The sequence below is a fragment of the Mesorhizobium sp. M1D.F.Ca.ET.043.01.1.1 genome (genome assembly GCF_003952385.1).
Classification (GTDB): domain Bacteria; phylum Pseudomonadota; class Alphaproteobacteria; order Rhizobiales; family Rhizobiaceae; genus Mesorhizobium.
In genome coordinates this window covers 2,054,016-2,065,992 of record NZ_CP034444.1, presented here as the reverse complement: position 1 = coordinate 2,065,992, position 11,977 = coordinate 2,054,016, and the positions used below count along the sequence as shown (strand labels likewise).

Here is an 11,977-nt window from a genome sequence, read left to right as displayed (position 1 = left end):
TGCGACCCGAGGCACCAACACACGCTTAACTCGTCCAAATTTTTTCGTATTCGCCGACGCGGAAGCGTTCGACCAGGAAATCTATGAACAGGCGGGTTCGTGTTGGAAGCATGACCTTGGTAGGAAACGCGATGTTCATGGTAAGGCGGGGCAAGTCCCAGTCGTCCAAAACCCTGACGAGACGCCCGGCGTCCAGATCGGCCTGTATGATGTAGGCTGGCTGGGCCAGAATTCCCAACCCGTTTCGCGCAGCCACGCAGATCAACTGGCCATCATTTGCATTGATGATGCCGTCCACGTCGATCCTTAGTTGGTCGGCGCCCTTGCGGAAATTGAACTGGTTCCAGTTGTCGGCGAGTGTGTAGAGAATGAGATCATGATCGGCCAGATCACTGGGATGCTGGGGCGTGCCACGACGCTCCAGGTAGGCTGGAGACGCCGCCAAAAGACGCCGCGTCTCGGCTAGGCGTCTGATTGTGATGGAACTGTCCGCTTCTACACGGCGCGTTCTGATTGCGAGATCGAGGCCATTCTCGACGATGTCATAGTATCGGTTGGACGACACGATATCGATAATGACGTTGGGGTATCGATCGCGAAACTGTTGTACGACAGGCATCAGATGCAGCAAGGAGAATGAAAGAGAGGCTCCGACCCGCAGTCGACCATTCGGGCTAGCCGCTTTGGCTGACACGTTTGCTTCAGCATCGAGAAGGTTGTGGATGATTTCCCGTGCCTGTTCATAAAACTGCTCACCCTCGCTGGTGAGGCTCAATTGGCGGGTGGATCGCTGGACCAAGCGAACGCCGAGGCGTGTCTCCAAGTTCATCAGGTTGCGGCTTACGCTCGAAATAGACATTCCGAGCGTCTCGCCTGCTCGAGTTAGGCTCGCTTCCTCCGCGATCCTTACAAACACGTCCAGTTCGGTCCAGCGATCCATTTTTGCGCCCAGCGGGAAGGTGTTTTCTCGTTGGCAGTCTTTATCGTCTCTACGGCAAATGCAATTCCTGCTGACGATAATCAGTTGTCACACGCCTGAGAGGGTCGGATGGGTCTCCCCAGCATTGAAAACCGAACTGTTGGCGACTGTATAAAGCACATCGTCATGTGGAACGTTGCTGGCGCGAACGAGACCGAGAAGGATCAGGCTGCCGCTATAATAAAATTGAGGTTCGAGGGCCTCAGGGGCCTCATTCCCGGGCTCCTCCATCTGGAAATCGGTGTGGATTTCAGCCGGGTATCCTATGCCTGCGATGTGGTCCTGTATTCCGAGTTCAGCAGTAAGGAAGCACTTGCTGCATACGCGACCCACCCAGCTCATTTGAAAGTCCGAGATGAGTTGGAGGGTATGCGCATAGCGAGGCACCAAGTTGACTACGTCCAGGACGTAGAGGCAGTCGCCTCCTCTTCCAGGAGCGCGCTCTCAAGCACTGGTCGATCGCACAACGCCGTCGAATAGGCTTGAATCGCTTAGCCTTGCCGATCGCCGTTCGAAGTTGGAGGATATACATCAATGCCAACGCTCACCTTCGGATTGCCCGACCTAATCGTCGTTACCGGCACCGCGTCCGGGCTTGGGAGCGAGATCGCGACTTTGCTGCTGGATTGTGGATCGAAGGTCGTCGGAGTGGATCTGACGTCCTCCCGATTGTCTGAACGTGAAGGCTACACCCAGGTTCTAGGTTCTGTTTCCGACCGGAGCACCTGGACAAAGGTGAAAGACGCCATCAATTCCACGAGCTCCGGGAAGCTAGGTCTGGTTACCTCCGCAGCGATCCTCGACACAGGTTTCATACCGGACACAACCCCCGAGATTATCGCGCGTGCGATGGACGTGAACGTCACGGGCACTGCGCTTGCAATGGCCGCGTTGATCCCGCTGATGGAGAGGAGAGGGGGCTCAGTCGTTGCAGTAGCATCGGTAAATGCAGGTTTGGCCGAGCAGCAATTGGCTGTCTACAACGCAACCAAAGCTGCGGTAAGGCAACTTGCACGAACTGCAGCCCTGGACCATGCTCGCGCCGGTGTTCGCATCAACGTCCTCAGCCCCGGCCCTATGATGGCTGGACTGTTCAAGCGCCACCTCGAATCCGCGACCGACGGCGACAAATTCCTGGCGACGCGCTCCAACAGGCAGCCGGAGGGAAAGATCCTGGAGGCGGTCGAAGTCGCTCGAGCAGCGCTGTTCCTTTTGTCTGACGGCGCCCACGCGATCTTGGGTGCAGACCTCGTCGCAGACGGCGGCCTGACTGCTGGCTTTGACTTCCGCACCGGGGCCGAAGGGGCTTCAATCTAAGCGGGACCATATGGAGGAAGACAATGGAAACTGGTCTCAAAGGTAAAGTCGCGTTTATCACTGGCGGTGCGAACGGAATTGGTCGGTCCACGGCTATAGCGTTCGCGAAAGAGGGTGCGCACGTCGGCATCCTGGATATCGATGAGGCCGAAATGCAAAAGGTAGCCGAGGCTGCCAAGGCTCTCGGAGTCACGGTGCACACCGCGGCCGGAGATCTTTCGACCGCGCGCGGCGTATCCGATGGTATGGACACGTTACTCGCCGCCTTCGGCAATCGCATTGATATTCTGGTGAACAATGTCGGGTCGGGGGCCATCCGCTCCTTCGACGACGTCGATGATGCTGCTTGGGATGCTACCCTGGCCCTGAACTTCATGAGCTACGTGCGGGCCATCCGCAAAGTGTTGCCAATCCTTCGCGAAAAGGGCGGCGTGATCGTCAACAACGCATCCGATCTTGCCAGGCAACCTGAACCGGTGCCGATCGACTATTCGGTGTCGAAGGCTGCTGTGCTCTCCCTGACCAAAGCCCTTGCTCGCGCCGAAGGCCCTAAGATCCGCGTTAACGCAGTGGCACCCGGTCCCATCTGGACGCCGTTCTGGACAAAGCCTGGTGGATTCGCCGAGACGATGGGCAAGTATCACAAGATGGAGCCGCAAGCCGCCGTGGAGCATGAGATGAAGCTCCGCCAGCTGCCACTCCAGCGACTTGGCGATCCCGACGAGGTCGCAAATGTCCTCGTCTTCCTCGCTTCCGACCTTGCGAGTTTCGTCACTTCGGCCGTCTGGGGTGTCGATGGTGGATCGATCCGGTCGATTGTTTAACGACTAGAGCCGGCCGAGCAACAATGCGCCGCCGGTTGCTGGAACGGAGGCTCCGCATCTCCTTCGGCGAATTCGTGGAGGATACCTGACATGAAAGCAGCTCGGTTTCACGCGAAGGGCGATGTTCGCGTCGAGGAAGTAGAATTGCCAGCACAGCTCGCTCCCGACGAAGTTCTCGTTCGAAACCAACTCTGCGGAATCTGCGGGACCGACCTTCATGAGTTCGCTGCCGGTCCGATTTTCATCTCGCCTCAACCGAATGCATTTTCTGGCGCCTCTATTCCGCAAATCCTGGGACATGAGTTCAGCGCGATCGTCGAGAAGGTAGGCGGTGAAATCACCCACCTGAAACCCGGCGATCGCGTTTCGATCCAGCCCCACATGGGACCGCTTGATGGCTATTTTGGCGTTCGCGGATTGCATTTCCTGGGCACGCGCGGGGCCGCCACCGGACTAACCTGGCCTTGGGGCGGCTTCGCGCAATATGCGGTGATGAAGGGTTACGCCACCGTGAAAATGCCCGAGAAGCTGACGTTTCGCCAGGGCGCCCTGGTCGAACCCGCGGCTGTCGCGGTGACCGCGGTTGATCGAAGTGGACTACAGCCTGGGGGGTCGGTTCTAATCACTGGGGGCGGCCCAATCGGAGCGCTGACTGTCTTGGCGGCCCACGCCGCCGGAGCAGCGAAGATCTTCCTTAGTGAACCCAATGCATCAAGGCGTCGCCGCATAGAAAACCTCGGGGTTCCGGTTACGACGATCGACCCGACGCAATCCTCTCTGGCCTCGTCGATCAGCAGACAAACGTTCGAAGGGCTCGGTTGCGACGCCGCGATCGAATGCGCCGGCAACCCACGCGCGATCTCCGATTGTCTATCGGCCGTCCGACCGCAGGGAACAGTGGTGTTGATCGGCCTCACGAATGGCAAGGTCGAGGTCTCACCATTCGACCTCATTGTGCGGGATATCCGGCTGCAGGGCTCACTGTGTTACCCGACCTCGATGTGGCCACGGGTATTCTCGATGATAGAAAGCGGGCGGCTTCCAGTCGATCAACTGGTTGATGAGGTCATCTCGCTCGACGAGCTTGTGGACAAGGGTTTCCAACCACTGTTGGACCCGAGTGGAACGAAAATGAAAATTCTTGTAGACCTCAACGCCTAATCCCGAACGAGGCGTTCTACGCCGGGCGCTCTGACGACCTGACCTTAGAAGCAACGGTGCAATAGCCGTCGATCACGGTGGTGGTCGGCCGGGCTTCGCTTGCGCGATGCCCTTGCTTTGCAGCTCGCACGAAAGATCAAGTCAGGAAAAGCTTTTTGCAAGTAGTGCAAGACTGTTTCCTTGATTGCCCCGTTTATCCCGATTGCCGCTATCTGCATAAATGAACATACGTTGGACCTGGCAGCCGGGCTGCCCGGACAGCGGGGAGGTCGCTTCAAGCAACGTTGGGCAGAGCGACAGCAAGATTCCACCAGGGAGGATCCAATGAAATCTTCATTCAAGAACGCACTGCTTTCGGCCGTATTCACCGTCGCCACCGTCGGTTGGAATGTATCCGCTCATGCGGATGGCGAGAAATACGTCCTCATCGAGCATTCGCCCGATAGCGAGACCTTCTGGAACACCGTGAAGAACGGCGCCAGCTTGGCGGCTAAGGAAGTGGGAGCGGAGGTTACGTTCCGCAATCCGCCGACCGGCGATCTTGCCGACATGGTTCGCATCATTCAACAGACCACTGCAGAAGCGCCGAGTGGGATCATCGTAACGATTCCCGATGCCGACCTCGTCGGCGGCCCCATCGCTGATGCGGTCGCCAAGGGCATTCCGGTGGTGACGATGAACACCGGAACGGCCGAACAGTCGAAGAAGCTCGGAGCGCTTCTGCATGTGGGGCAACCAGAGTTCGACGCGGGCGAGGGCGCCGGTGAACGAGCGAAGGCTGCAGGCATCAAATCGTTCCTCTGCGTGAACAGCCTGTTTCCGAATGTCGCCGGCGAGCAGCGCTGCCAGGGCTTCGCGAAGGGTCTTGGCGTAGAACTCGGTAAGCAGATGATTGACTCTGGCACCGATGCCGCGGAGATCGCCAACAGGGTGAAGGCCTATCTCTCTGCCAACCCTGATACCGGCGCCGTCCTGGCGCTCGGCCCGATGACTGCGCTCCCGACCATCCAGGCCCTGAAGGACAACGGAATGGCGGGACAGATCTTCTTCGCGACCTTTGACTTGAACCCCGACATCTCCAAGGCCATCAAGGATGGCGTCATCAATTTCGCCATTGACCAGCAGCCCTTCCTGCAGGGCTACCTGCCGGTGATCACTCTGACCAACTACCTCCGTTACGGCGTCGTTCCGGCGAACTCGGTCCTCTCCGGACCCGGCTTCGTGACCAAGGACAACATCAAGTTGGTTGAATCCCTCGCGGGTCAGTACCGCTAGGGCAATCACCATCGAGCACGGCGGAGGCATGTGCTTCCGCCGCAGCTTTGCGGCAGGAGTTGGAATCATGACGAACGTCCAGACCAACGAGGCCCCACGGCCTACGCTCCCTAAAGACGAGCGCGTCAAAGAGCTGCATCGCCTCCACAAGGCGCTCATCCGCCCGGAGCTCGGGGCAATCTGTGGCACGATCGCGGTCTTTGTATTCTTCATGATCCTTGCTGGCGGCACGCAAATGTTCGCCCTCGAGGGAGTGATGAATTGGGGCACGGTTTCGGCTCAGTTCGTCGTGCTTGCAGTAGGTGTATGTCTTTTGATGATTGCGGGTGAATTCGACCTCTCGCTAGGCTCGATGGTCGGCTTCTCTGGGATGATATTTGCACTTCTTGTCATGAAGCTCGGCATTCCCGTTTGGGGAGGAATCCTGCTGACGATGATGCTCTGCGCTAGCCTAGGCATGATCAACGGCTGGCTTGTCATCCGAACCGGGCTGCCATCGTTCATCGTCACACTCGCTTTTCTTTTCATTCTTCGCGGCGCCACGATCTGGAGCGCCATTACATTCAACCGTCAGCCCGTTGTTTCGGGCGTTGGCGAAGTCGCGGCCGGAGATCCGATCGCCTGGCTCTTTGGAGGCGAGGCGTTCACAGGACTATTCCAGTGGCTTGGCCAGCAAGGCGTCATCGCGACCTTCACCAAGGGCACCCGCATGGGGCAGCCAGTCGTGAGCGGCATCCCCATGTTGATGGTCTGGGCCATCGTTTTCGTGCTTGTCGGGCAATGGGTTCTCACCCGGACCCGCTTCGGAAACTGGATTTTTGCTGCAGGCGGTGATCCGGAAGCTGCCCGATACGTTGGTGTTCCAGTTGCTCGCGTGAAGATACTCATGTTTATGGTTGCGGCCCTTTGTGCCGCGTTCCTCGGCATCGAGCAAGTCATCGAATTCGGTTCGGCAGCCTCTGATCGGGGAATCATGAAGGAGTTCGAGGCCATCATCTGCGTGGTGATCGGCGGCGCACTTCTGACCGGTGGCTACGGCTCTGTGGTCGGCGCCGCGCTGGGCGCGATTATTTTCGGTGTCGTCCAGCAAGGCCTGTTTTTCACCAACGTGGAGAGCTCGCTTTTCCGAGTGTTCCTAGGGAGCATCCTGCTTGCCGCGGTCCTGGCCAATACGTATGTCCGCCGCCTGATCACGGGAGAGAAGTGATGGCTGCCCCGATCCTCGAAATGGTCGACATTCGCAAGCAGTTTGGCCACATCATAGCCTTGTCTGGAGTGTCTTTCGGCGTGCAGGCTGGCGAGTGCCATTGCCTCCTCGGAGACAACGGCGCAGGCAAGTCGACTTTGATCAAAACTATGTCCGGCGTGCATGTGCCTTCCCAAGGGGAGATAAGAGTCGGAGGGCAGGTCGCCCACTTCACCACCCCTCGAGACGCAATGGCGGCGGGCATCGCAACGGTCTATCAGGACCTCGCGATGATCCCTCTGATGAGCGTCGCGCGAAACTTCTGGATGGGCAGGGAGCCCCAGAAGGGTTTTTGGCCTTTCCGTTGCTTCGACCTTGAAACGGCCGACACCATAACTATGCAGGAAATGCGGCATATGGGCATCAGTCTGCGCGAGCCTGGCCAGGCAGTGGGAACCCTTTCTGGCGGCGAGCGCCAAACCGTTGCCATCGCGCGCGCGGTTTACTTCGGTGCGAAGGTTCTCATTTTGGACGAGCCCACATCAGCCCTTGGGGTCCGGCAGACGGCCAATGTCCTCACCACCATCGATCATGTCCGAAAAAAGGGCATCGGTGTCGTGTTCATCACGCATAATGTTCGGCACGCACTTGCAGTCGGAGACCGCTTCACGGTCCTCAATCGGGGCAAGACCCTGGGGACAGCTGACCGGGGTCATATCAGCGCCGAAGAGCTGCAAAATTTGATGGCCGGCGGACAAGAGCTTGCCCAGTTGGAAGCATCACTGGGGGGAACGGTCTGACTTGGTCGACCAACGAGCAAGCGCGCAAATGGGAAGAGTGGAACATGGCGAAGTATCTGAACGAACACAACTCAGCCGAAACGGTCAACGCGCGTATGGGCAACAACGCCAACCCGCGCCTCCGCCAGGTTATGGGCTCCCTCGTTGCCCATCTGCACGCTTTCGTCAAAGACATCGAACCAACGGAAGAGGAATGGGGCCTTGCCATCGAATTCCTCACACGGACCGGGCAAATCTGCAGTCAATCGCGGCAAGAGTTCATCCTGCTCTCCGATGTGCTCGGCGTTTCAATGCTGGTTGACGCGATCAATCACCGGAGACCGAGCGGCGCGACGGAAAGCACTGTGTATGGCCCATTCCATGTTGATGGCGCCCCCGAAAGGCAGATGGGCGACAGTATCAACCTAGATGGCTTGGGGGAGCTTTGCCTCTATGAGGGGCGTGTTATCGACCTAGACGGAACGCCCATTGAAAACGCCTGCATTGACGTATGGTCTGACAATGAAGAGGGCTTTTACGATGTCCAGCAGCCGGACATCCAGCCGCCCTTTAACAACCGTGGCATCTTTAGGACCGGAGCGGACGGTCGCTATTTCTTCCGCGGCATCAAGCCTGTCTCCTATCCGATCCCCGACGACGGACCAGTCGGCCAGATGCTGGAGAAGCTGGGCCGCCATCCCTACCGGCCGGCACACGTGCATTTCCTATGCGGCGCGCCTGGGTATGATCGCGTTTGCACGCATATCTTCGTCGCGGGCGACCGCTATATCGAGTCGGATGCGGTGTTCGGCGTAAAGGATTCGCTGATCGTGGATTTCGTCAAGGTCGATGAGGGGGACGTCAAATGGAAAGCGCAGTTCGATTTCGTGCTGAAGAAGCAGTGACCCGCCCAGCGGAAGCCGATCGCGAGGATATCTCCCCCTCGCTCGAACTCGGCCCTTCGATAAAGAAGGCAGAAAGGTGCTCGGTGTTGTCCGCTCGCAGCGCTCGGTGCGGGTGTCTTGAACAATGTCGAGTTCAGACTACGACCGATAATTTTCTTCAGGCGGGGGTATGACTGCGGTCGGTCTGCGCCTTTCAAATTGCGTTATCTCAAGGCCAAAGCCGCTCCCCCCAAGTATTCTGGAAACACCGCCCGATGTGTGGTTCTTCCGCGCCGCCCCACATGAGCGCCAACATCAGCAAGCGCTGGTGCCCTGATGTGCCGGTCAGGCTTCAATAACGAGGAAGTGGGAGGACGGCGCGTTCGCGGGGGTGTGTCGCCGGTCTGGCGCGGGACGATCGTATACTATCCGACACTGTTCTGTCGCTTTTGTCGGGTCCCTGCCACCGGTCTTTTTCGCGGAGCTCTTGTCTGGCCTCACGCTAATCGGCTGAAAACAATCACAATGTTTTTTCTTCTGTCGGGTCGGCCAAATTGGCACGAGTTTTGAAACTCCTTCGTTGGGAGCCGGGGGCCGCCGACCGACCTTCATTCGTGGATGACACCGCGATCGGTGGAACGAAGAAAGAAAAGCAAATGTCAAATCCCCATCAGATAGCATTCTATGGCAGGGCGGCCTCGGCGAGACCGCCCCGTACCCAAACAGGCGCCGCCCTTGCCGACCCTTGCGCACGAAATCTTGATGGCCGGCTGCCACTCAAAGGCCGGCCTACCACACTCGCTTTATCCTGACATCAAAGGCGCAGGATGAGTTCTGCATCTCGCCCCGCGCGGTGCCTGCACAGTTATACCTTGGCCAATCTTGATAATCGCGCCGGCTACGCCGCGGAGGACGTCTACATGCCGTCTTACGTCATTCGCTGCCCGCAGCGCCTTCCGCCCTTCCATCGCTTAGAGAAGTGAAGTGCCACCATGTCCGAACACTCCTTGCCGACGCTGCCGATGTGGCGCGTCGATCACATCGAGCCCTCGCCCGAGATGTTGGCGCTACGCGCCAACGGTCCGATCCACCGCGTGCGCTTCCCGTCCGGGCACGAAGGCTGGTTGGTGACAGGCTACGACGAGGCCAAGGCGACGCTTTCCGACGCGGCGTTCCGACCCGGGGGAATGCCGCCGGCGGCATTCACCCCGGATTCGGTGATTCTCGGTTCGCCGGGGTGGCTGGTCTCCCACGAGGGGGCCGAGCACGATCGGTTACGTACGATCGTGGCGCCGGCCTTCAGCAACCGCAGGGTGAAGCTGCTCGCGCAGCAGGTCGAGGCGATCGCCGCGAAGTTGTTCGAGACGTTAGCTGTCCAGCCCCAGCCCGCCGACCTGAGGCGCCACTTCTCCTTTCCGCTTCCGGCCATGGTCATCAGCGCGCTGATTGGGGTGCTCTATGAGGATCACGCCTTTTTCGCCGGGCTGTCCGACGAGGTGATGACGCATCAGCATGAAAGCGGTCCGCGCAGCGCGTCTCGCCTGGCCTGGGAAGAACTGCGCGCCTACATTCGCGGCAAGATGTGGGACAAGCGCCAGGATCCGGGCGACAACCTGCTGACGGATCTGCTCTCGGCGGTCGACCAGGGCAAGGCGACCGAGGAAGAGGCGATCGGCCTGGCGGCGGGCATGCTGGTGGCTGGGCACGAGAGCACCGTCGCGCAGATCGAATTCGGCCTGCTGGCCATGTTCCGCCATCCGCAACAGCGCGAACGCCTGGTCGGCGATCCATCCCTGGTGGACAAGGCCGTGGAGGAAATCCTGCGCATGTACCCGCCGGGCGCGGGCTGGGACGGCATCATGCGCTATCCGAGGACCGACGTGACTATCGCGGGCGTGCATATCCCCGCGGAGAGCAAGGTGCTCGTCGGCCTGCCGGCGACGTCGTTCGACCCGCGCCATTTCGACGACCCGGAAATCTTCGATATTGGACGCGACGAAAATCCGCACCTGACGTTCTCGCACGGGCCGCACTACTGCATCGGCATGGCGCTGGCCAGGCTAGAACTCAAGGTGGTGTTCGGTTCGATCTTCCAGCGCTTTCCCGCGCTGCGCCTGGCCGTGGCGCCCGAAGCGCTAAAGTTGCGCAAGGAGATCATCACCGGCGGGTTCGAGGAGTTCCCGGTGCTCTGGTGATTCACCGACGCCGCCGGGAACCGCGATCTTAACTTGCCGGCGCCCCTGGCGCGCGCCGGTCAGATCTCCAGCCAACAGGTAACCAAGATGGACGTGCAAGAAACCATGGCAGCATGCCGGGACGCCTTTGCCGAACTGGCATCTCCAGCGTGCATCAACGACCCGTATCCATTCATGCGGTGGTTGCGCGAGCACGATCCGGTGCATCGCGCGGCGTCGGGCCTCTTTCTGTTGAGCCGCCACGCCGACATCTACTGGGTGCTCAAGGCCACGGGCGATGCGTTTCGGGGACCGGCTCCGGGCGAACTGGCGCGCTATTTCCCGCGCGCGGCGACCAGCCTCTCGCTCAGTCTGCTGGCGTCAACGCTGGCGATGAAGGAACCACCGACGCATACGCGTCTGCGCCGGCTGATCTCGCGCGATTTCACCATGCGCGAGATCGACAACCTGCGGCCGACCATCGCGCGCATCGTCGCAGCGCGCCTGGACGCCATGGCGCCCGCGCTGGAGCGCGGGGAGGCGGTGGACCTGCATCGGGAATTCGCTCTGGCCTTGCCCATGCTGGTCTTCGCCGAACTGTTCGGCATGCCCCAGGACGACATGTTCGGGCTCGCCGCCGGCATCGGCGCCATTCTGGAAGGCTTGAGCCCGCACGCCAGCGATCCCCAACTCGCCGCGGCGGACGCGGCCAGCACCAAGGTGCATGCCTACTTTGGCGACCTCATACAGCGCAAACGCACCGATCCCCGCCACGACATCGTGTCGATGCTGGTCGGCGCACACGACGACGATGCCGACACGCTGTCGGATGCGGAGTTGATCAGCATGCTGTGGGGCATGCTGCTGGGCGGCTTCGCCACCACTGCTTCGAGTATCGACCATGCGGTCTTGGCGATGCTGGCGTTTCCCGAACAGCGGCACTGGCTGCAGGGGGACGCCGTGGGAGTGAAGGCATTCGTCGAAGAAGTCCTGCGCTGCGACGCGCCCGCCATGTTCAGCTCCATTCCGCGTATCGCCCAGCGCGACATCGAACTGGGCGGCGTGGTAATCCCAAAGAACGCGGACGTGCGCGTGCTGATCGCGGCCGGCAATCGCGACCCGGACGCCTTCGCCGATCCCGACCGCTTCGATCCCGCGCGGTTCTACGGCACCAGTCCTGGCATGTCGAGCGATGGGAAGATCATGCTGAGCTTCGGCCACGGCATCCACTTCTGCCTCGGTGCGCAACTCGCCCGGGTGCAGTTGGCCGAGAGCCTGCCGCGGATCCAGGCGCGCTTCCCCACGCTGGCATTGGCCGAGCAGCCGACCCGGGAGCCCTCCGCGTTCCTTAGGACGTTCCGCGCGCTGCCGGTGCGGCTGCAAGCGCAGGGGGGCTGA

11 protein-coding genes are annotated in these 11,977 nt (G+C 60.1%); 10 read left to right on the top strand and 1 reads right to left on the bottom strand.

Annotated elements, in window-relative coordinates:
- Nucleotides 1-25 precede the first annotated feature (25 nt).
- Nucleotides 26-940, bottom strand: a complete 915-nt coding sequence (locus EJ067_RS10245) for a LysR family transcriptional regulator (protein ID WP_095811603.1) — start codon at nucleotides 938-940, stop codon at nucleotides 26-28.
- Between the two features lie 108 nt (nucleotides 941-1,048).
- Here EJ067_RS10245 and EJ067_RS10240 point away from each other — a divergent pair, with 108 nt between their 5' ends.
- The 10 genes from EJ067_RS10240 (at nucleotide 1,049) to EJ067_RS10195 (ending at nucleotide 11,977) form a co-directional block, all read left to right on the top strand.
- Entirely contained in the window at nucleotides 1,049-1,459 is a 411-nt protein-coding gene (locus EJ067_RS10240; protein ID WP_095811604.1) for a Dabb family protein, read from the top strand.
- Nucleotides 1,460-1,513: 54 nt separating this feature from the next.
- Entirely contained in the window at nucleotides 1,514-2,296 is a 783-nt protein-coding gene (locus EJ067_RS10235; RefSeq protein WP_126078945.1) for an SDR family oxidoreductase, read from the top strand.
- A 23-nt stretch (nucleotides 2,297-2,319) separates the two neighbouring features.
- Complete coding sequence (locus EJ067_RS10230; RefSeq protein WP_095811606.1) at nucleotides 2,320-3,120, top strand: SDR family oxidoreductase; 801 nt, start codon at nucleotides 2,320-2,322, stop codon at nucleotides 3,118-3,120.
- 90 nt (nucleotides 3,121-3,210) lie between these two features.
- Nucleotides 3,211-4,281 carry a zinc-binding dehydrogenase gene (locus EJ067_RS10225; protein ID WP_095811607.1) on the top strand — a complete coding sequence of 357 codons (1,071 nt, stop codon included), beginning with the start codon at nucleotides 3,211-3,213 and terminating at the stop codon, nucleotides 4,279-4,281.
- A gap of 324 nt (nucleotides 4,282-4,605) precedes the next feature.
- Entirely contained in the window at nucleotides 4,606-5,556 is a 951-nt protein-coding gene (locus EJ067_RS10220; RefSeq protein ID WP_126078944.1) for a sugar ABC transporter substrate-binding protein, read from the top strand.
- Nucleotides 5,557-5,623: 67 nt separating this feature from the next.
- On the top strand, nucleotides 5,624-6,763 hold the full coding sequence (locus EJ067_RS10215) for an ABC transporter permease (protein ID WP_095811609.1): 1,140 nt from the start codon (nucleotides 5,624-5,626) through the stop codon (nucleotides 6,761-6,763).
- Complete coding sequence (locus tag EJ067_RS10210; protein ID WP_126078943.1) at nucleotides 6,763-7,542, top strand: ATP-binding cassette domain-containing protein; 780 nt, start codon at nucleotides 6,763-6,765, stop codon at nucleotides 7,540-7,542. The genes EJ067_RS10215 and EJ067_RS10210 overlap by 1 nt, the downstream gene beginning before the upstream one ends.
- Nucleotides 7,543-7,586: 44 nt before the next feature.
- Nucleotides 7,587-8,426, top strand: a complete 840-nt coding sequence (locus tag EJ067_RS10205; RefSeq protein WP_126078942.1) for an intradiol ring-cleavage dioxygenase — start codon at nucleotides 7,587-7,589, stop codon at nucleotides 8,424-8,426.
- A gap of 971 nt (nucleotides 8,427-9,397) precedes the next feature.
- Nucleotides 9,398-10,600 carry a cytochrome P450 gene (locus EJ067_RS10200; RefSeq protein ID WP_126078941.1) on the top strand — a complete coding sequence of 401 codons (1,203 nt, stop codon included), beginning with the start codon at nucleotides 9,398-9,400 and terminating at the stop codon, nucleotides 10,598-10,600.
- An 87-nt stretch (nucleotides 10,601-10,687) separates the two neighbouring features.
- Nucleotides 10,688-11,977, top strand: a complete 1,290-nt coding sequence (locus tag EJ067_RS10195; protein WP_126078940.1) for a cytochrome P450 — start codon at nucleotides 10,688-10,690, stop codon at nucleotides 11,975-11,977.